The organism is Streptococcus sp. 596553 (assembly GCF_900411395.1).
In the GTDB taxonomy this organism is placed as follows: Bacteria; Bacillota; Bacilli; order Lactobacillales; family Streptococcaceae; genus Streptococcus; species Streptococcus mitis_BA.
The window spans coordinates 36,849-57,706 of record NZ_OXCQ01000002.1; the positions used below are offsets into that span (position 1 = coordinate 36,849).

21 protein-coding genes and 1 other annotated feature are annotated in these 20,858 nt (G+C 42.6%); of the genes, 18 read left to right on the top strand and 3 right to left on the bottom strand.

Features of this window, described 5'->3' with window-relative positions; all coding sequences use genetic code 11:
- Positions 1–184: 184 nt before the first annotated feature.
- Both DSY56_RS03025 and DSY56_RS03030 read right to left on the bottom strand, forming a co-directional pair.
- On the bottom strand, positions 185–571 hold the full coding sequence (locus DSY56_RS03025) for a bleomycin resistance protein (protein ID WP_112443817.1): 387 nt from the start codon (positions 569–571) through the stop codon (positions 185–187).
- Positions 572–582: 11 nt separating this feature from the next.
- Complete coding sequence (locus DSY56_RS03030; protein WP_112443818.1) at positions 583–1,410, bottom strand: exodeoxyribonuclease III; 828 nt, start codon at positions 1,408–1,410, stop codon at positions 583–585.
- Between the two features lie 134 nt (positions 1,411–1,544).
- Between DSY56_RS03030 and DSY56_RS03035 the strand changes: the two genes are divergently transcribed.
- The 14 genes from DSY56_RS03035 to trpA all read left to right on the top strand — a co-directional run bounded on the left by DSY56_RS03035 (position 1,545) and on the right by trpA (position 16,526).
- Positions 1,545–2,000 carry a DUF3290 family protein gene (locus DSY56_RS03035; protein ID WP_112443819.1) on the top strand — a complete coding sequence of 152 codons (456 nt, stop codon included), beginning with the start codon at positions 1,545–1,547 and terminating at the stop codon, positions 1,998–2,000.
- Complete coding sequence (locus DSY56_RS03040; protein ID WP_112443820.1) at positions 1,997–2,632, top strand: DUF421 domain-containing protein; 636 nt, start codon at positions 1,997–1,999, stop codon at positions 2,630–2,632. Before DSY56_RS03035 ends, DSY56_RS03040 begins: the two co-directional genes overlap by 4 nt.
- Before the next feature lie 206 nt (positions 2,633–2,838).
- Positions 2,839–4,584, top strand: a complete 1,746-nt coding sequence (locus DSY56_RS03045; RefSeq protein WP_112443821.1) for an ABC transporter ATP-binding protein — start codon at positions 2,839–2,841, stop codon at positions 4,582–4,584.
- Positions 4,574–6,316 carry an ABC transporter ATP-binding protein gene (locus DSY56_RS03050; RefSeq protein WP_112443822.1) on the top strand — a complete coding sequence of 581 codons (1,743 nt, stop codon included), beginning with the start codon at positions 4,574–4,576 and terminating at the stop codon, positions 6,314–6,316. Before DSY56_RS03045 ends, DSY56_RS03050 begins: the two co-directional genes overlap by 11 nt.
- 183 nt (positions 6,317–6,499) lie before the next feature.
- Positions 6,500–7,192 (top strand): sugar transferase, encoded by a 693-nt coding sequence (locus DSY56_RS03055; protein ID WP_112443823.1) that lies wholly within the window; start codon positions 6,500–6,502, stop codon positions 7,190–7,192.
- A gap of 42 nt (positions 7,193–7,234) precedes the next feature.
- Positions 7,235–8,464 (top strand): DegT/DnrJ/EryC1/StrS family aminotransferase, encoded by a 1,230-nt coding sequence (locus DSY56_RS03060; RefSeq protein WP_200832347.1) that lies wholly within the window; start codon positions 7,235–7,237, stop codon positions 8,462–8,464.
- Positions 8,465–8,794: 330 nt separating this feature from the next.
- Entirely contained in the window at positions 8,795–9,973 is a 1,179-nt protein-coding gene (gene trpB, locus DSY56_RS03065; protein WP_112443825.1) for a tryptophan synthase subunit beta, read from the top strand.
- Positions 9,970–10,195 (top strand) — a binding site (T-box leader). Its footprint overlaps the gene before it by 4 nt.
- A gap of 71 nt (positions 10,196–10,266) precedes the next feature.
- Complete coding sequence (trpE, locus tag DSY56_RS03070) at positions 10,267–11,628, top strand: anthranilate synthase component I (RefSeq protein WP_112443826.1); 1,362 nt, start codon at positions 10,267–10,269, stop codon at positions 11,626–11,628.
- On the top strand, positions 11,625–12,191 hold the full coding sequence (locus DSY56_RS03075) for an aminodeoxychorismate/anthranilate synthase component II (protein ID WP_112443827.1): 567 nt from the start codon (positions 11,625–11,627) through the stop codon (positions 12,189–12,191). Before trpE ends, DSY56_RS03075 begins: the two co-directional genes overlap by 4 nt.
- Before the next feature lie 10 nt (positions 12,192–12,201).
- Positions 12,202–13,206 carry an anthranilate phosphoribosyltransferase gene (gene trpD, locus DSY56_RS03080; RefSeq protein ID WP_112443828.1) on the top strand — a complete coding sequence of 335 codons (1,005 nt, stop codon included), beginning with the start codon at positions 12,202–12,204 and terminating at the stop codon, positions 13,204–13,206.
- Positions 13,203–13,970 (top strand): indole-3-glycerol phosphate synthase TrpC, encoded by a 768-nt coding sequence (trpC, locus tag DSY56_RS03085; protein ID WP_112443829.1) that lies wholly within the window; start codon positions 13,203–13,205, stop codon positions 13,968–13,970. Before trpD ends, trpC begins: the two co-directional genes overlap by 4 nt.
- A complete protein-coding gene (locus DSY56_RS03090; RefSeq protein WP_112443830.1) occupies positions 13,957–14,556 on the top strand; it encodes a phosphoribosylanthranilate isomerase in 600 nt (199 codons plus the stop codon). The genes trpC and DSY56_RS03090 overlap by 14 nt, the downstream gene beginning before the upstream one ends.
- Positions 14,534–15,757, top strand: coding sequence for a tryptophan synthase subunit beta (gene trpB / locus DSY56_RS03095; RefSeq protein WP_112443831.1), 1,224 nt, complete (start codon positions 14,534–14,536; stop codon positions 15,755–15,757). Before DSY56_RS03090 ends, trpB (DSY56_RS03095) begins: the two co-directional genes overlap by 23 nt.
- On the top strand, positions 15,750–16,526 hold the full coding sequence (trpA, locus tag DSY56_RS03100) for a tryptophan synthase subunit alpha (protein WP_112443832.1): 777 nt from the start codon (positions 15,750–15,752) through the stop codon (positions 16,524–16,526). Before trpB (DSY56_RS03095) ends, trpA begins: the two co-directional genes overlap by 8 nt.
- Here the strand turns inward: trpA and DSY56_RS03105 are convergent.
- The gene (locus DSY56_RS03105; RefSeq protein WP_112443833.1) at positions 16,498–17,157 is read right to left on the bottom strand and encodes a prepilin peptidase; all 660 of its coding nucleotides are present in this window, start codon (positions 17,155–17,157) and stop codon (positions 16,498–16,500) included. The two genes, trpA and DSY56_RS03105, sit on opposite strands and share 29 nt — an antisense overlap.
- A gap of 69 nt (positions 17,158–17,226) precedes the next feature.
- On the opposite strand from DSY56_RS03105, the gene DSY56_RS03110 reads away from it, so the two are divergent.
- The 4 genes from DSY56_RS03110 to DSY56_RS03125 all read left to right on the top strand — a co-directional run bounded on the left by DSY56_RS03110 (position 17,227) and on the right by DSY56_RS03125 (position 20,838).
- Entirely contained in the window at positions 17,227–17,679 is a 453-nt protein-coding gene (locus tag DSY56_RS03110) for a GNAT family N-acetyltransferase (protein WP_112443834.1), read from the top strand.
- 185 nt (positions 17,680–17,864) lie between these two features.
- Positions 17,865–18,866, top strand: coding sequence for a LacI family DNA-binding transcriptional regulator (locus DSY56_RS03115; protein WP_112443835.1), 1,002 nt, complete (start codon positions 17,865–17,867; stop codon positions 18,864–18,866).
- 153 nt (positions 18,867–19,019) lie between these two features.
- Positions 19,020–19,937, top strand: a complete 918-nt coding sequence (locus DSY56_RS03120) for an ABC transporter permease (RefSeq protein WP_001084979.1) — start codon at positions 19,020–19,022, stop codon at positions 19,935–19,937.
- Positions 19,938–19,947: 10 nt separating this feature from the next.
- Complete coding sequence (locus tag DSY56_RS03125) at positions 19,948–20,838, top strand: carbohydrate ABC transporter permease (RefSeq protein ID WP_112443836.1); 891 nt, start codon at positions 19,948–19,950, stop codon at positions 20,836–20,838.
- Positions 20,839–20,858: the final 20 nt, after the last annotated feature.

Consider the following 20,858-nt stretch of genomic DNA (forward strand, 5'->3'; position numbering starts at 1 on the left):
ACTAAATAACTTTAGAAATCAAATATTTTGTTAGTGTTTTGGTTTGAAAAACGAACAAATATAATAAAAAAAGGCAAGAATTAACTTATTGACTAACATTTAGAAGGTTTTTCCATCATAAAAGGCATATTATCAAGATTTTTCAAGACTTGACAATATGCCTTTTTCTTCAGTCTTTATGTTTCTACTCGCTAAATCTTAAAAAATAGCCATCTGGATCCAAAACTGCAAATTCATGAGGATAGATATATTGTTCGCCAACTCGAAATTCTCTTTTAGTCAAAGGACGATGAATAGGATAGTTAGACTCGATTACTTTCTGATAGAGTCGAGGAACATCTGCAATGCCAAAGGAAATATTGACACCGCGCCCGAAAGGATAGGTCAGCTGAGCTAATTCTTCTGCGCTGCCTTCTTCTAGCATAAGTTGGCAGTCTTCAAGCGAGAGGAAGAGAAATTTCTCCTCTGGACGCTCGTATTCGACAGAAAATCCCAGCAAGTCGCAGTAGAAGTGGCGTGATTTTTCGATGTCAGATACTACAAATTCAGGAATGACGGCTTGATAGTCCATTCGTTTTCTCCTTAGAGTTCAATCTCCAAGACAATGGGTGTATGGTCTTGACGAGCTCCTGAGTCAATCATATCAGACTTGGTCACCTTGTCAGCCACGCGGTTGCTTGTCAGCCAGTAGTCGATTCTCCAGCCTGTATTGTTGATTTTAGAAGTCTTACTGCGTTGTGCCCACCAAGTGTAGCGTTCTGGAACATCGCCGTGAATATGGCGGAAGGTGTCGGTAAATCCAGTTGCCAAGAGGTTGGTAAATCCAGCACGTTCCTCGTCGGTAAATCCAGGTGAACGGCGGTTGCTAGCAGGATTTGCAAGATCGATTTCATTGTGGGCTACGTTATAGTCACCGGTCGCAAGGACTGGTTTTTCTTTGTCTAGTTCAGCCAAGTACTCAGCATATTTGACATCCCAGATTTGGCGTTCTTCCAAGCGTTTGAGACCGTCGCCAGCATTTGGTGTGTAAACTTGGGTCACGAAAAATTTATCAAATTCTAGAGTGATGATACGACCTTCCAAGTCCATGGTAGAAGGGGCACCGATTTCTGGGAAAGTGACAGTGGGGGTGAGTTCTTTCTTATAGAGGAACATGGTACCAGCGTAGCCTTTGCGGGCAGGTTCTTGGGAAGAGCGCCACGTATTTTCGTAGCCTGGGAAGAGTTCTTCTAAAATTTCCAAGTGTTTTTTTGTAGGACCCTTGGCAGAAAGCTTGGTTTCTTGGATAGCGATAATATCAGCATTTTCAGCGACCAAAGTTTGTAGTACTTCTTGGGACAATTTGGCACGAGCTGAGTCACTAGTTAGGGCTGCATTGAGGGAATCAATATTCCATGAGATGAGTTTCATAAAGTTACCTTTTTCATTCAGATTATAGATTTTATTATACCAAAAAAAGGTCTATTTCCCCAACGTATGGTTTGAAAAAACACTCTCTTTTGTTTATAATGTAAGAATGATTTTATGAAAGGGAGTGAAAATAAATGAAATTTTACTCATATGACTATGTGCTTAGTCAAATTAGTCAGCAAAATGGCATCATGATTGGCTTTGGGATTGTGCTCCTAGCTATCACAGGATTTTTTGCTTTTAAGGCTTATCGTGATAAAAAGGGGACTAAGTTTCGGGAATTGGTCATGATTTTAGCCTTGACCTTAGTAGCCATGCTTTTGGTGACAATTTCAAAATACCAGACCAATCAAGCCTCTAACAATCAATTTCAAACCTCCCTTCATTTCATAGAGGTTGTTTCCAAAGACTTGGGAGTGGATAAATCAGAAGTTTATGTCAATACTTCTGCAACCACTGATGGAGCGCTTGTCAAGGTAGGTTCAAATTTCTACCGCGCCATGAACGGAAGCCAACCAGACAAGTATCTTTTAGAGAAATTAGAATTGAATCGAACAGATGCTATTGAATTGGTGGAGGTAAACAAATGACACTCAACTATATGGAAATTTTAATCAAACTGGCTCTGGGTCTATTCTCGCTTGTTTTTGTTATCAATGTGACAGGAAAGGGAAACTTGGCGCCTAACTCTGCGACAGACCAAATTCAGAACTATGTTCTTGGTGGTATCATTGGTGGGGTGATTTACAATAGTTCTATCAGTATTCTCCAGTATGCAGTGATTTTGATGATGTGGACGATTTTAGTTTTGACCCTCAAGTGGCTCAATAACAATGTTCGTTTTGTCAAACGCTTGATTGATGGAAAACCAACTCTCCTCATTAAAAATGGGAAGATTGACCCAGAAGCCTGTCGTTCAGTTGGCTTGTCTGCAGCGGATGTAGCCCTCAAGCTTCGTAGCCAAGGGATTTTCCAGATGAAACAAGTCAAACGAGCTGTGCAGGAGCAAAATGGCCAACTCATCGTGGTACAAATGGGAGATGAAAATCCTAAGTATCCAGTTGTGACTGACGGTGTGATCCAAGTAGATGTTTTGGAATCGATTGGTCGTAGCGAAGAGTGGCTGCTTGATAATCTCAGCAAGCAAGGGCATGACAATGTTGCCAATATCTTTATCGCTGAGTATGACAAGGGTGCGGTCACAGTCGTAACCTATGAATAAGAAAAACCTGGGGTCTTGTACTCTTCGAAAATTAAATTCAAACCGCGTCAACGTCGCCTTGCCGTATGTAGGTTACTGACTTCGTCAGTTCTATCTACAACCTCAAAGCAGTGCTTTGAGCAGCCTGAGGCTAGTGTCCTAGTTTGCTCTTTGATTTTCATTGAGTATTGGCCTCAGGTTTCCATTTGCAATCAGAAAGGGATTTTATGTCCATTATTCAAAAACTTTGGTGGTTTTTCAAGTTAGAAAAACGCCGTTATCTAGTCGGGATTGTGGCCCTGATTTTGGTTTCCGTCCTCAATCTCATTCCCCCTATGGTTATGGGGCGGGTCATTGATGCCATCACATCGGGACAATTAACCCAGCAGGCCCTCCTTCTTGACCTATTTTACCTGCTGCTTGCAGCCTTTGGGATGTACTATCTGCGCTATGTTTGGCGTATGTATATTCTTGGGACTTCCTACCGTCTGGGACAGATTATGCGCTCTCGCTTATTTGAGCATTTCACAAAAATGTCTCCAGCTTTTTATCAAACCTATCGGACGGGGGACCTGATGGCACACGCAACCAATGATATTAATGCCTTGACTCGTCTAGCAGGTGGAGGAGTAATGTCTGCGGTGGATGCATCAATCACAGCTTTAGTGACCTTGTTGACCATGCTCTTTAGCATTTCATGGCAGATGACCTTGGTTACCATTCTTCCCCTGCCTTTCATGGCTTATGCGACCAGTCGTCTAGGGAGAAAGACCCACAAGGCCTTTGGCGAATCGCAAGCCGCCTTTTCCGAACTCAATAACAAGGTGCAGGAGTCCGTATCAGGTATTAAAGTGACCAAGTCTTTCGGTTACCAGGCGGACGAGCTCAAGTCCTTTCAGGCAGTCAATGAATTGACCTTCCAAAAGAACCTCCAAACCATGAAATACGATAGTCTCTTTGACCCCATGGTTCTCTTGTTTGTTGGTTCCTCCTATGTTTTAACGCTTTTGGTTGGCTCCTTGATGGTTCAGGAGGGGCAGATTACCGTTGGGAATCTAGTTACCTTTATCAGCTACTTGGATATGCTGGTTTGGCCTCTCATGGCAATCGGTTTTCTCTTTAATATCACTCAGCGAGGGAAGGTTTCCTATCAGCGGATTGAGGAACTTTTGTCTCAGGAATCACCTGTACAAGACCCTGAGTTTCCTCTAGATGGTATCGAAAATGGGCGTTTGGAGTACGCTATTGACAGCTTTGCCTTTGAAAATGAGGAAACACTGACGGATATTCACTTTAGTTTAGAAAAAGGGCAAACTCTGGGCTTGGTCGGGCAGACAGGCTCTGGGAAAACGTCCTTGCTCAAGCTCCTCTTGCGTGAATACGATGTGGATAAGGGTGATATTTACCTAAACGGTCATAGTATTCGTGACTATCGTCTGACAGATCTTCGTAGTCTTATGGGCTATGTTCCTCAAGACCAGTTCCTCTTTGCGACTTCAATCTTAGACAATATCCGCTTTGGGAATCCTGATTTACCACTTTCAGCGGTCGAGGAAGCGACCAAGCTAGCCCAAGTTTACCAAGACATTGTAGCCATGCCTCAGGGATTTGATACGCTGATTGGTGAAAAAGGAGTCAGTCTTTCTGGAGGTCAAAAGCAGCGTCTGGCCATGAGTCGAGCTATGATTTTAGACCCTGATATCTTGATTTTGGATGATTCTTTGTCGGCCGTGGATGCCAAGACAGAGTATGCGATTATCGACAACCTTAAGGAGACGCGAAAGGACAAGACAACCATTATTACGGCTCATCGCCTGAGTGCAGTTGTCCATGCAGATTTGATTTTAGTCCTGCAAAATGGTCAAATTATCGAACGAGGCACGCACGAAGACCTACTAGCCATGGATGGCTGGTATGCTCAAACCTACCAGTCTCAGCAGCTGGAAATGAAAGGAGAAGAAGATGCAGAATAAACAAGAACAATGGGTTGTATTGAAGCGCTTGATGTCTTATCTCAAGCCTTATGGACTCCTGACTTTTTTGGCACTTAGTTTTCTCCTAGCGACTACAATCATAAAAAGTGTCATTCCCCTTGTCGCTTCCCACTTTATTGACCAGTATCTCAGCAATCTCAACCAACTCGCTGTGACCGTTTTGCTGGCCTACTATGGCCTTTATATCCTACAAACTCTGGTCCAGTATGTCGGCAATCTTCTCTTTGCGCGGGTGTCTTACAGTATTGTTAGGGATATTCGTCGGGATGCCTTTGACAATATGGAGAAATTGGGCATGTCTTATTTTGACAAGACGCCAGCAGGATCTATCGTCTCTCGTTTGACAAATGACACTGAGACCATCAGCGATATGTTTTCAGGGATTTTATCTAGCTTCATCTCAGCAGTTTTCATCTTTCTGACAACCCTTTATACCATGTTGGTGTTGGATTTTCGTTTGACGACTTTAGTCTTGCTCTTTCTCCCCTTGATTTTCCTTTTGGTCAATCTCTATCGGAAAAAATCAGTGAAAATCATTGAGAAAACCAGAAGTCTCTTGTCAGATATCAATAGCAAGCTGGCAGAAAACATCGAGGGAATCAGGATTATCCAGGCCTTTAATCAAGAGAAGCGCCTGCAGGCGGAATTTGATGAGATCAACCGAGAACACTTGGTCTATGCCAACCGTTCTGTAGCCTTGGATGCCCTCTTTTTGAGACCTGCCATGAGTTTGCTGAAACTTCTAGGCTATGCTGTCTTGATGGCCTACTTTGGCTATCGTGGACTTTATTTGGGAATAACAGCTGGAACCATGTATGCCTTTATCCAGTACATCAACCGCCTTTTTGACCCCTTGATTGAGGTGACGCAAAACTTTTCAACCCTGCAAACGTCTATGGTGTCTGCAGGACGTGTCTTTGCCTTAATCGATGAGAGGACCTATGAGCCACTTCAAGAAGATGGGAAGGCTAAAGTCAAAGAAGGAAATATCCGTTTTGAACATGTGTGCTTCTCATATGATGGCAAACATCCGATTCTGGATGACATTTCCTTCTCCGTTAATAAGGGTGAGACCATTGCTTTTGTGGGGCATACAGGTTCAGGGAAATCTTCTATCATCAATATCCTCATGCGCTTTTATGAATTTCAGTCAGGGCGAGTTCTCTTGGATGATGTGGATATTAGGGACTACAGTCAAGAAGAACTGAGAAAAAATATCGGGCTGGTCTTGCAGGAACCCTTCCTCTATCATGGGACCATTAAGTCCAATATCGCCATGTACCAAGACATTAGTGATGAGCAGGTCCAGGCTGCTGCAGCCTTCGTGGATGCAGATTCCTTTATTCAAGAACTTCCTCAGGGATATGACGCCCCTGTTTCCGAGCGTGGGTCGAGCTTCTCTACTGGTCAGCGTCAGCTTCTGGCCTTTGCTAGAACAGTAGCCAGTCAGCCTAAAATTCTGATTTTGGATGAAGCGACAGCCAATATTGACTCTGAAACAGAAAGTCTGGTTCAAGCTTCTCTGGCTAAGATGAGACAGGGACGAACAACCATTGCCATCGCCCACCGTCTTTCGACCATCCAAGACGCCAACTGTATCTACGTATTGGACAAGGGGCGCATTATAGAGAGTGGAACCCATGAAGAACTCTTGGCTCTGGGAGGAACCTATCACAAGATGTATAGCTTGCAGGCAGGGGCAATGGCCTAATACTCTTTGAAAATCTCTTAAAACCAGGTCATCTTTATCTGCAACCTAAAAGCTGTACTTTGATTTTCATTGAGTGTAAGAAGGAAATCCTTCAAATTACAGATTTCTTTCACCGCCTTTTCCATTTTGTGGTATAATGAAAAATGTTGACAAATAGTATAATAAAAACAAAGGAGAAACAGCATGCTGAAATGGGAAGACTTGCCCGTGGAAATGAAATCAAGCGAGGTTGAGTCTTACTACCAGCTTGTCTCTAAAAGGAAGGGTTCGCTGATTTTCAAGCGTTGTTTGGACTGGGTTTTGGCCTTGGTTGTACTGGTTCTGACCTCTCCCATCTTTCTCATTTTGAGCATTTGGATCAAGTTGGATAGCAAGGGGCCAGTGATTTACAAGCAAGAGCGCGTGACCCAGTACAATCGACCTTTCAAGATTTGGAAGTTCCGTACCATGGTGACGGATGCGGATAAAAAAGGGAGTCTGGTGACTTCTGCTAACGATAGTCGTATTACCAAGGTTGGCAATTTCATCCGCCGTGTGCGTTTGGACGAATTGCCTCAGTTGGTCAATGTCCTTAAAGGCGAAATGTCCTTTGTCGGTACACGACCTGAAGTGCCACGCTACACAGAGCAGTATAGCCCTGAAATGATGGCGACCTTGCTCTTACCAGCAGGAATTACCTCTCCAGCCAGCATCAACTACAAGGATGAGGATGCTATCATCAGTCAAATGACGGAGAAAGGTCTGTCGGTTGACCAAGCCTATGTCGAACACGTCCTTCCTGAAAAGATGAGCTATAACCTCGCCTATCTCCGAGAGTTTAGTTTCCTTGGAGACATCAAAATCATGTTTCAAACCGTGTTTGAAGTGCTAAAATAAAGTAGTCATGAGAAAATGAGTACAGATAAAAGGAGCAAATCAATGCCAAATTACAATATTCCATTTTCACCACCCGATATTACAGAAGCAGAAATTGCTGAGGTAGCGGATACCCTGCGTTCTGGTTGGATCACAACAGGTCCTAAGACAAAAGAACTGGAGCGTCGCTTGTCTCAATACACACAGACGCCTAAGACTGTCTGTCTTAACTCTGCGACTGCCGCTCTTGAGTTGATTTTGCGCGTCTTGGAAGTTGGACCTGGTGATGAAGTCATCGTTCCAGCCATGACCTATACAGCTTCATGTAGTGTCATCACGCACGTAGGAGCAACACCTGTCATGGTGGATATTCAAGCAAATACTTTTGAGATGGACTATGACTTGCTGGAGCAAGCTATCACTGAGAAAACTAAGGTGATCATCCCAGTAGAGCTCGCGGGGATTGTTTGCGATTATGACCGTTTGTTCCAAGTAGTGGAGAAGAAACGTGATCTCTTTACCGCTTCAAGCAAGTGGCAAAAGGCCTTTAACCGTATCGTGATTGTTTCTGATAGTGCCCATGCTTTGGGATCTGCTTATAAAGGACAACCAGCTGGTTCTATCGCTGACTTTACTTCTTTCTCATTCCATGCCGTTAAGAACTTTACAACGGCAGAAGGTGGAAGTGCGACTTGGAAGGCCAATCAAGCGATTGATGACGAAGAGATGTACAAGGAATTTCAAATCCTTTCCCTTCATGGTCAAACCAAAGATGCTCTTGCCAAGATGCAACTGGGGTCATGGGAATACGATATCGTCACACCAGCCTACAAGTGCAATATGACCGATATCATGGCTTCCCTTGGTTTGGTACAATTGGACCGTTACCCTGGTTTACTAGAACGTCGTAAGGAGATAGTGGACCGCTATGATCGTGGTTTTTCAGGTTCTCGTATCCATCCATTGGCACATAAGACTGATACTGTCGAATCTTCACGCCACCTCTACATCACCCATGTAGAAGGAGCGAGATTAGAAGAACGCAGTCTTATCATTCAAGAATTGGCCAAAGCAGGAATTGCAAGTAATGTCCACTACAAACCGCTTCCGCTCTTAACAGCCTATAAGAATCTTGGCTTTGATATGGCGAATTATCCTAAGGCTTATGCCTTCTTTGAAAATGAAATTACGCTCCCTCTTCACACTAAATTAAGCGATGAAGAAGTGGACTATATCATTGAGACTTTCAAAACAGTTTCTGAAAAAGTGCTAGCTTTATCAAAAAAATCGTAAAAAAGTCTTGACAAAGAAAAAACAAAGTATTAAAATAAGTTCAACAAATCAGAAAAGTAACTATTTTTGATCTTCAGGGAGCCTGTGGTGATTGTGAACAGGTGGTTGGAAGTAGTGAAAGTGGGCTGATTTTAAAAATGAATTTGAAACAATGAAAATTCGGTGCGCACACCTTACAGTGCAACTTGTTGTTAGACAAGGCAGAGATGTAAAGGGATAGTCCCTTTATAGTTGAGGTGGCACCGCGTTACCAACGCCCTCACGCAGAGTAATTTTCTGTGTGTGGGCTTTTTCATATCTTGAAATCAATACAGAAAGAGGAAAAATTTTATGACAACTAAGGGATATTTTGGACAATTTGGTGGTAGTTTTGTACCGGAGCCGATTCAAGCTTTGTTGGATGAGTTGGAAGTGACATTTGACAAGTACAAGGATGATCCAGAATTTTTGGCAGAATTTCGCCATTACTTGAAGGATTATTCAGGTCGCGAAACACCGCTCTATTTTGCAGAAAGTTTGACAGACCACTTAGGTGGTGCTAAGATTTATCTCAAGCGCGAAGACCTTAACCACCTTGGTTCTCACAAGCTCAACAACGTTTTAGGACAAATTCTTTTGGCCAAACGTATGGGCAAAAAACGAGTGATTGCGGAAACAGGAGCTGGTCAGCACGGTGTTGCGACAGCAGCGGCTGCAGCCAAGTTTGGTATGGCCTGTGATGTCTACATGGGAGCAGAGGATGTGGAACGTCAACGTCTCAATGTTTTCCGTATGGAGATGATGGGAGCAACTATTCACGCAGTTGAAACAGGGACTCGTACCCTCAAAGATGCTGTTGATGCAGCCTTTGGAGCATGGATGAATGACCTTGAAGCCTTTTATGTTCTGGGATCTGCTGTGGGACCTCACCCATATCCAACCATTGTTCATGAGTTCCAAAAGGTCATTAGTGAAGAATCTCGCCGTCAAATCTTAGAAAAAGAAGGTCGTTTACCAGACTACGTTATTGCTTGTGTAGGTGGTGGTTCCAATGCCATTGGCGCTTTTTCTCAGTATGTGGCTGATGAAGAAGTTAAATTGGTTGGAGTCGAAGCTGCTGGTCATGGACTTGACACAGACAAGCACGCAGCTACTATGACAAAAGGTAGTATCGGAATTGTTGATGGCATGAAGACTTATGCAGTCTTTAAGGAAGATGGAGAGCTAGCTCCAGTTTACTCTATCTCAGCTGGCTTGGACTATCCAGGGGTTGGACCAGAACACGCCTATTTCAAAGATTCAGGTCGCGTGGAATATGTGGCTGCGACGGATGAAGAAGCTGTTCAGGCTCTCCTCCTTCTCAGCAAGACTGAAGGAATTATCCCAGCGATTGAAAGTTCGCACGCTATTGCAGAAGCAGTTAAACGTGCACCGAAACTAAGTAAAGACGACATTATCATTATCAATGTCTCTGGCCGTGGAGACAAGGACGTAGCTGCAATTGCGGACTACCTAGAAGCTAAAAAATAATAGATGGAAAAATTACAGTCTTTTCTCTCACAGAGAGCTTGTGGTTGCTGAAAACAAGCAGAGAAAGCTGTAAGGTTGGGTCCATCTGAAACGAGAGAAGAAAACATAATTCTCAAGGGAGTGCCCTTTATCGCACAACCTGTTACAGGAGGTTTCTGAGACAGGAATGAGAGATAGGAGAAATCCTATAATTGAGGTGGCACCGCGAATTTCGTCCTCACGCAAGTTATTTTGCGTGGGGATTTTTCATACAGTCGCCACGGACTAGAAGTAGAACTGAAAGGGAAATTACAATGGAACGAATCATTCATGGAGATGTCTTATCACCAATCTTGGCTTATATGCGCCTAAAGGGGCAACACAAGGTTATCTTAGAGAGTATTCCGAGAGACAAGGAAACCGCTCGTTTTTCTATCTTAGCCTATAATCCAGTTTTTGAGATTAAGTTTGAAAGTGGAGTTCTTTATCAAAATGGTCAAGTGATTGATCGGGATCCCTTGGATTTCCTTTATGAAGTGACTCATAAGAGCCAGCACCATTCAGACCTACCTTTTGGTGGGGGAGCCATTGGTTTTGTTGGTTACGATATGATTTCGCTTTATGAAGAAATTGGTCAAATTCCTGAAGATACAATTGGAACGCCAGACATGCATTTCTTTGTCTATGAGAGTTACATGGTCTTTGACCACAAGAAGGAAAAAATCCATGTCATCGAGGATGCTCTCTATAGTGAGCGTAGTCAAGAAGACTTGGAAAAAGCCTTGAACCAAGTGCTTGAGGAATTACGCATTCCTGCTCCAAATGAATTTGAAGACTTGGATCTATCTCCGTTAGACTTCAAACCCCATATCGCTCCTCAGAAGTTTGAGGAAATGGTGGAAACCGCTCGTGACTTGATTCGAAATGGAGATATGTTCCAATGCGTGCTTAGTCAACGCTTCTCAGCAGAGGTTACTGGAAATCCATTTGACTTCTACAGAAATCTTCGCGTGACCAATCCATCGAATTACCTCTATTTCTATGACTTTGGGGATTATCAAATCATCGGAGCTAGTCCAGAAAGTTTGGTTTCTGTCAAAAATGGCATCGTGACAACCAATCCGATTGCAGGTACGCGACCAAGAGGAGCTACGGATGAAGAAGACAAGGCTTTGGCGACAGACCTGCTTTCGGATGAGAAGGAAACAGCAGAGCATCGAATGTTAGTAGACTTGGGACGAAATGATATTGGCCGCATCTCTGAAACGGCCAGTGTCCAAGTAACCAAGTATATGGAAGTGGAGCTTTTCCGTTATGTCATGCATTTGACCAGTGTGGTCAAGGGGCGTTTGCTTCCAGAACTCACTGCTATGGATGCTTTGAAAGCAACACTTCCTGCTGGAACCGTTTCTGGAGCACCAAAGATTCGAGCGATGAGACGCATCTATGAACTGGAAACGGAAAAACGGGGCGTATACGCAGGAGCAATCGGCTACTTGTCTGCGACGGGTGATATGGATTTCGCCATTGCCATCCGAACCATGATTCTCAAAAATCAAACAGCCTATGTTCAGGCTGGGGCAGGGATTGTCTATGACTCTATCGCCCAAAACGAATACCAAGAAACCATTAACAAGGCTAAATCTATGACTAGAATTGGAGAACTAAGACCATGATTTTATTGATTGACAACTATGATTCTTTTACCTATAACTTGGCCCAATACATTGGGAATTTTGCAGAAGTTCAGGTTTTGAGAAATGATGATCCCAAGCTGTATGAAGAAGCTGAAAAAGCAGATGGTCTGGTCTTTTCGCCCGGCCCTGGTTGGCCAGTTGATGCTGGAAAGATGGAAGACATGATTCGTGACTTTGCTGGTAAGAAGCCGATTCTTGGGATTTGTTTGGGCCACCAAGCCATTGCAGAAGTCTTTGGTGGGAAGCTAGGTTTGGCTCCCAAAGTCATGCATGGGAAACAGAGCAATATCAACTTTGAAGAGCCATCTGTTTTGTATCAAGGCATCGAGGCTGGCCGTGCAGTCATGCGTTACCACAGTATTTTGATTGAAGAAATGCCAGAAAACTTTGAAGTGACAGCTCGTTCGACTGATGACCAAGCTATCATGGGGATTCAACACAAAACACTTCCAATTTATGGCTTCCAGTACCATCCAGAGAGTATTGGAACGCCAGATGGCTTGTCTTCTATTCGGAATTTTATCGAGAAGGTTGTAAAGTGAGGAAACTAGGATGAAAGAGATTATTGAAAAACTAGCAAAATTTGAAAATTTATCAGGTGTGGAAATGACGGATGTCATTGAGCGTATCGTAACTGGACGTGTAACGGAGGCGCAGATTGCTTCTCTCCTCTTAGCTCTTAAGATGAAGGGAGAAACACCTGAAGAACGTACAGCCATTGCCCAAGTCATGAGAGGGCATGCCCAACATATTCCAACTGAAATTCATGATGCCATGGACAACTGTGGTACAGGTGGGGACAAGTCTTTCAGTTTTAATATTTCCACAACTGCAGCCTTTGTCTTGGCTGGTGGTGGTGTTCATATGGCAAAACACGGTAACCGCTCGATTTCTTCTAAATCTGGTTCTGCAGATGTCCTAGAAGCCTTGGGCATCAACCTAGACCTCAAACCAGCTGAACTAGGTAAGGTCTTTGATAAAACTGGAATCGTCTTTCTCTTTGCTAAAAATATGCACCCAGCTATGAAATACATCATGCCAGCTCGTTTGGAGTTGGGAATTCCAACGATTATGAACTTGACTGGTCCCCTGATTCACCCAATGGCTTTGGAAACACAGCTTCTTGGTATTAGTCGTCCAGAACTTCTAGAAAGTACAGCTCAGGTTTTGAAAAATATGGGTCGCAAACGTGCTGTCGTAGTTGCTGGACCAGAAGGGCTAGATGAAGCCGGCTTGAACGGGACAACCAAGATTGCACTTCTTGAAAATGGCGAAATCACCTTGTCAAGCTTTACTCCAGAGGATTTGGGGATGGAAGGCTACGCTATCGAAGATATTCGTGGTGGGAATGCTCAGGAAAATGCAGAAATTTTGCTCAGCGTTCTTAAAAATGAACCAAGTTCATTCTTGGAAACGACAGTTTTAAATGCTGGTCTTGGTTTCTATGCCAATGGTAAGGCAGCTAGCATCAAGGAAGGAGTTGCCTTGGCTCGTCAAGTGATTGCTAGTGGCAAGGCCCTTGAAAAACTCAGACTGTTACAGGAGTACCAAAAATGAGTCAGGAATTTTTATCACGAATTTTGGAGCAGAAAGCGCGTGAAGTCGAGCAAATGGAGCTGGAGCAAATCCAGCCCTTGCGCCAGACCTATCGCTTGGCAGAATTTTTGAAGAATCATCAAGACCGCTTGCAGGTGATTGCAGAAGTCAAGAAAGCTAGCCCTAGTCTGGGAGATATCAATCTCGATGTGGATATTGTGCAACAGGCCCAGACTTATGAAGCAAATGGCGCAGTGATGATTTCGGTTTTGACAGATGAGATTTTCTTTAAAGGACATTTGGATTATCTACGGGAGATTTCCAGTCAGGTGCAGATTCCGACGCTCAACAAGGACTTTATCATCGATGAAAAGCAAATCATCCGTGCTCGAAATGCAGGTGCGACAGTCATCTTGCTTATTGTCGCAGCCTTGTCAGAAGAACGCCTCAAGGAACTGTACGACTACGCGACTGAGCTTGGTCTGGAAGTCTTGGTGGAAACTCACAATCTAGCTGAACTAGAAGTGGCCCACAGACTTGGTGCTGAGATTATTGGGGTTAATAACCGCAACTTGACCACCTTTGAAGTCGACTTGCAGACCAGTGTAGATTTGGCTAAACATTTCAAAGATGATTGCTTGTACATTTCTGAATCTGCTATTTTCACAGGGCAGGATGCGGAACGAGTAGCACCATTCTTTAACGGAATTTTAGTAGGAACAGCTCTCATGCAGGCAGAAGATGTAGCCCAGAGAATTAAGGAGTTGCAGATTGACAAAGGTTAAGATTTGTGGACTATCGACCAAAGAAGCGGTGGAGACAGCCGTGTCAGCAGGAGCCGACTATATCGGTTTTGTCTTCGCACCTAGTAAAAGACAGGTGACCTTGGATCAGGCTGCTGAGCTGGCAAAGCATATTCCTGCGGATGTCAAAAAGGTTGGTGTATTTGTTTTACCAAGTCGGGCTCAACTGCTAGAAGTCATTGACAAAGTTGGCTTGGACTTGGTTCAAGTTCACGGTCAGGTGGCAGATGATTTGTTTGAGAATTTGCCTTGTGCCAGTATTCAGGCTGTGCAGGTGGATGGAGATGGTCATGTACCCGATTCTCAGGCAGACTATCTACTCTTTGATGCTCCAGTGGCAGGGAGTGGCCAGACCTTTGACTGGGGCCAACTGGATACGACAGAACTAGCTCAGCCATTTTTCATCGCAGGTGGGCTTAATGAAGACAATGTAGTAAAAGCAATTCAACACTTTACTCCCTATGCAGTAGATGTATCAAGCGGAGTGGAGACAGATGGACAAAAAGATTATGAAAAGATTAGAAGATTTATAGAGAGGGTAAAGAATGGCATATCAAGAACCAAATAAAGATGGATTTTACGGAAAATTCGGCGGACGTTTTGTCCCAGAAACATTGATGACAGCAGTTTTGGAATTGGAGAAGGCCTACCGTGAAAGTCAGGCAGACCCAAGTTTCCAAGAGGAATTAAACCAACTTTTGCGTCAGTATGTGGGACGTGAAACTCCCCTTTACTACGCAAAAAACTTGACCCAGCATATCGGCGGAGCCAAGATTTATCTTAAACGTGAAGACCTTAACCATACAGGGGCCCACAAGATTAACAATGCCTTGGGACAAGTTCTTCTGGCTAAACGCATGGGCAAAAAGAAAATTATCGCTGAAACAGGTGCTGGTCAGCACGGTGTGGCAACTGCAACTGCTGCAGCCCTCTTTAACATGGAATGTACTATCTACATGGGTGAGGAAGATGTCAAACGCCAAGCCCTCAATGTCTTCCGTATGGAGCTTTTGGGAGCCAAGGTTGAGGCAGTGACAGATGGTTCGCGCGTGCTCAAGGATGCGGTCAATGCAGCCCTTCGTTCATGGGTGGCTAATATCGATGATACCCACTATATCCTTGGTTCTGCCTTGGGACCTCATCCATTCCCAGAAATCGTTCGTGACTTCCAAAGTGTCATTGGTCGAGAAGCTAAACAACAGTATCGCGATATGACAGGTCAAGATCTGCCAGATGCCCTAGTAGCCTGTGTTGGTGGTGGTTCTAATGCTATCGGGCTCTTCCATCCCTTTGTAGAAGATGAGTCTGTAGCTATGTATGGGGCTGAAGCAGCAGGACTTGGTGTGGATACAGAGCACCACGCAGCTACCTTGACCAAGGGTCGTCCGGGTCTCCTTCACGGTTCTCTCATGGATGTGCTCCAAGATGCCCATGGTCAAATTCTTGAAGCCTTCTCTATCTCAGCAGGTTTGGACTATCCTGGTATCGGTCCAGAACATTCTCACTACCACGATATTAAACGTGCCAGCTATGTCCCTGTGACAGACGAAGAAGCCTTGGAAGGATTCCAACTCTTGTCTCGTGTGGAAGGGATTATCCCAGCCTTGGAATCAAGCCATGCGATCGCTTTTGCGGTGAAGTTGGCCAAAGAACTTGGACCGGATAAGTCTATGATTGTCTGTCTATCAGGTCGTGGGGATAAGGATGTGGTTCAAGTCAAAGACCGCTTGGAAGCAGATGCAGCAAAGAAGGGAGAAGCTCATGCCTAAGACACTAACAGAAAAATTAAACGCTATAAAAGCAACTGGAAAAGGAATTTTCGTTCCTTATATCATGGCTGGGGACCACGAAAAAGGTTTGGATGGACTAGGAGAAACAATACACTTTTTAGAAGATTTGGGTGTTTCGGCTATTGAAGTGGGTATTCCCTTTTCAGACCCTGTTGCAGATGGACCTGTTATCGAAGAAGCTGGCTTGCGCAGTTTAGCCCACGGGACCTCTACCCAGGCTTTGGTTGAAACCTTGAAAACCATTCAAACAGAGGTGCCACTTGTCATCATGACCTACTTCAACCCCCTCTTTCAGTACGGTGTGGAGAACTTTGTCAAAGATTTGGAAGATACAGCGGTTAAGGGCTTGATTATTCCAGACCTGCCTCATGAGCATGCCAACTTTGTAGAACCATTTTTGGCAGATACAGACATGGCCTTGATTCCCCTAGTTAGTTTGACGACAGGAATTGAGCGCCAGAAAGAGTTGATTGAAGGGGCAGAAGGATTTGTCTATGCCGTTGCCATCAATGGGGTGACAGGGAAATCTGGCAATTACCGTGCAGACTTGGACAAGCACTTGACTCAACTGCATCAAGTAGCTGATATCCCAGTATTGACAGGTTTTGGCGTATCTAGTCAAGCCGATGTAGAACGCTTCAATGCGGTGTCAGATGGCGTTATCGTCGGTTCAAAAATCGTAAAAGCTCTCCATGAAGGAGAGCCAATTGAGGACTTTATCAAACAAGCAGTAGCTTACCAAAAATAATTACACAAGCAGCGAACAAGAGGAAAGGCACGAAAGGAAGTCTTTCCTTTTTCTTTTGTAGGAGAAAGGCTAGGATGCCTGTCGCAGAAGCAAATTGAATCAAGATGAGTAATTCTGTTGAGCTAAAGACGAGAGTACAAGAAGCTAAAAAGAGAAAATCCCCTGCGCCCATTCGGATATCAATAAAGTGAGCCAAAATTCCAAGGACAAGGAAGAAAATCATGACCAGATTCCAGCCAGAGCAGGCCATGAGGATTAGGTGGAAAGTCATCCAGACCAGTAAGGGATATTCCTGATGGCGAAAGTCGTAGATGCCCAAGGTCAAACCAGCAGTGATTAGAATGACTTGTCCTATGGAAATCCAGCCCCAAGACCAAGCTAGAAAGAGGAGTCCTAAGCCTAGTTCCAAAAGGGCATACCAGACTGGATAAGGAGCCTTGCAGTAGCGACAGCGAAAGCGATTGAGCACCTGCGAGAGAATCGGAATCAAATCTAAGGGCCGCAAGCGAGTCTGACAGGAATCACAATGACTAGCTGAAAAGATAATAGATTGCTCTGGAAAGCGGTCAATGACCAAACCAAGAAAGGAAGCGAGAATGCTCCCGACAAGAAAAAAATAAATATCAATCATACTTATCTATTCGTAAAAAATAGGAGAAGTAGTATAATGGAGAAACATAGATAAGATGGTGAGGTCAAGATGACAATTCGTTTTGAAGAAAATGTGAGCAAAGAAAATGCTCAGCTCGTCTGCCGATGGTCCAACTCCCTTGGCAAATCCTTTCAAGAACAATGGATGGGAACAATGATTCCTTTTCCCTTGACAATTCAAGTTTTGCAAGAGTTGGAAGGGATCTTTTCAATCTTTGAAGGACAAGAGTTTGTGGGGCTTATCCAGAAAATCAGGCAAGAAGACAGCAATCTTCATATTGGAAGATTTTTTATCAACCCCCAGAAACAGGGGCAAGGCTTAGGTAGCCAGGCTTTAAGGAAATTTGTTAGTTTGGTCTTTGAAAATGGAGACATAGATAGTATTTCTCTAAATGTCTTCGAGTCAAATCAAACAGCTTACAATCTTTACCAAAAAGAAGGATTTGAAATCGTTCAAATGGTTGAAGCATCTGAACGGAGATACATCATGAAAAAAGGGTAGATAGGAAGTAAAAAAGTCTTTTCCTGTGGTAGGTAGATTCCTATATATGAATATTGAAGGGATTTTAGAAAGCCAATTGGAGTGATTTTATTCATGATAGGAAAAAGGATCTGGTCAAAAATGATTGAGAAATAGTTGCTTAAAAAGCGTTTGCATGATACTATATATTGAAAGGAGGTGATAATATGGTAGAACAAAGAAAATCAATTACCATGAAAGATGTTGCTTTAGAAGCAGGAGTTAGCGTTGGAACAGTTTCACGTGTGATTAATAAAGAAAAAGGCATTAAAGAAGTAACCTTGAAAAAAGTGGAACAAGCGATTAAAACTTTGAATTACATTCCAGATTACTATGCTAGAGGAATGAAAAAAAATCGAACAGAAACGATTGCAATCATTGTACCAAGTATCTGGCATCCCTTCTTTTCAGAATTTGCTATGCATGTGGAAAATGAAGTCTATAAGAGGAATAATAAATTACTCTTATGTTCTATAAATGGTACAAATCGAGAGCAAGACTACCTGGAGATGTTGCGTCATAATAAAGTTGATGGAGTGGTTGCCATTACATATAGTCCAATTGAACATTACTTGACGTCAGGAATTCCCTTTGTTAGTATTGACCGCACATACTCAGATATTGCCATTCCTTGTGTTTCATCAGATAATGATGCAGGTGGAAGAGAAGCAGCTAAACAATTAATTAGTAAAGGATGTCGGCATTTAGCCTTTGTGGGCGGACATAATACAACCATTAATGAAACTAAACGTCGTAGAATTTCATTTGAAAAGTATATCCAAGAGCATAAAATACCTCTTAGTATTTTTGATTTGGATGAGACAGTTACTGACTATCATGGAAAGCTAGAGAGTTTCTTGGAAGAAAATCCTTCTATAGATGGAATTTTTACAATCAACGATTTTACAGCTTTGGATGTGACTGAAATTCTAGAAAAGAATGGCAAACGTATTCCTCATGATGTCCAAATTATTGGATACGATGGAATTAAAATGGCTGGAGATAGAGATTATCTACTTTCAACAATTGAGCAACCCCTGGAGGAAATGGCTAGAGAAGCTGTACGAATCCTATTTGATATCATCGAAGGAAAGGCTGTTAATTTGCAGACCATCCTACCAGTAAAATTTGTTGAAGGAAAAACAACAAAAAATGAAAATAAGTCTTGACAGAAAGCGCTATCAATGATAGAATAAATTCAGATAAAAAAGATTTATTTTTTTAGAACAAAAATGAAACGTTTCAAAAACAAAATAAATAGACAGCGCCAAGCGTTATCTTTTTAAAACAAAAAATGAAACGTTTCAAAAAAGGAGGTTGCTATGAATAGCAAAGCGAAGCAAGTTTCTCTTTGGGAAAGAATCAAGAAACAAAAACTCTTGTTATTGATGACTGTCCCTGGTTTAGTTTTAACCTTTATCTTTAAATACATCCCTATGTATGGGGTTTTAATCGCATTTAAAGATTATAATCCCTTAAAAGGAATTTTAGGGAGTGATTGGATTGGTTTTTCTGAGTTTACAAAATTCATATCCTCTCCCAACTTTGGTATCTTGTTAGCCAATACTTTAAAATTAAGTATCTATGGTTTATTGCTTGGCTTTTTACCACCAATCATTCTTGCTATTATGCTCAATCAACTCTTGAGTGAAAAAGTCAAAAAACGAATTCAGCTCATTTTATACGCACCAAACTTTATATCAGTCGTTGTTATCGTTGGTATGATTTTCCTTTTCTTTTCAGTGGGAGGACCAATTAACAATTTTCTCTCTATGTTTGGAATGAAGGCTGACTTCTTGACAAATCCAGACTTCTTTAGACCCTTATACATCTTTAGTGGTATCTGGCAAGGAATGGGATGGGCTTCAACGCTCTACACGGCAACATTGGTAAATGTAGATCCAGCCTTAGTAGAAGCAGCCCGACTGGATGGAGCCAATATCTTCCAACGAATCTGGCACATTGATATTCCAGCTCTTAAGCCTATTATGGTTATCCAATTTGTTTTAGCTGCAGGTGGAATCATGAATGTCGGATATGAAAAAGCATTCCTGATGCAGACATCGTTGAACTTGCCAACTTCTGAAATTATCTCTACATATGTCTATAAAGTTGGTCTTGTATCAGGAGACTATTCTTACTCAACAGCGGTTGGTTTGTTTAATGCAGTGATTAACGTAGTATTGCTAGTCGCGGTTAACCAAATCGTTAAACGCATGAATAATGGTGAAGGAATTTAAGGAGGAAAGTATGAAAAATTCGATTATGGATACAAAATTTGATAGACGTATCTTACTCTTAAATAAAATCATTATTGTCTTTATCGTTTTGATAACCTTACTTCCTTTACTTTATATCGTCGTAGCATCCTTTATGGATCCTAAGGTTCTGGTTAGTAGAGGGATTAGCTTTAATCCAGCCGATTGGACGGTAGAAGGTTACCAGCGTGTATTCAGTGACCAATCTATTCTAAGAGGTTTTATCAATTCTCTACTATACTCTTTTGGCTTTGCGGCTTTAACAGTCTTGCTATCTGTGTTTACAGCTTATCCTCTTTCTAAGAAAGACTTGGTTGGACGTCGTTGGATTAATTATTTCTTGATTGTAACCATGTTCTTTGGTGGTGGTTTAGTTCCAACTTACTTACTAGTAAAAGATTTGGGCATGCTTAATACTCCATGGGCTATCATCGTTCCCGGTGCTGTCAATGTTTGGAATATTATTCTTGCTAGGGCCTATTTCCAAGGATTGCCTGAAGAGTTAGTTGAAGCTGCTGTCATTGATGGTGCAAATGATTTACAGATTTTCTTCAAAATCATGCTTCCTCTTGCAAAACCAATTATGTTTGTTCTCTTCCTCTATGCTTTTGTAGGACAGTGGAACTCATACTTTGATGCAATGATTTATATCAAGGATCCAAACTTGGAACCATTGCAACTAGTACTTCGTAAAATTCTCATTCAGAGCCAACCAGGTCAAGACATGATTGGAGCACAAGCGACTATGAATGAAATGAAACGTTTAGCTGAATTGATTAAATACGCAACTATTGTCATTTCCAGCTTGCCATTGATTGTTATGTATCCATTTTTCCAAAAATACTTTGATAAAGGAATTATGGCTGGTTCACTTAAAGGATAAAAAAAGAAAAAATAAAAGGA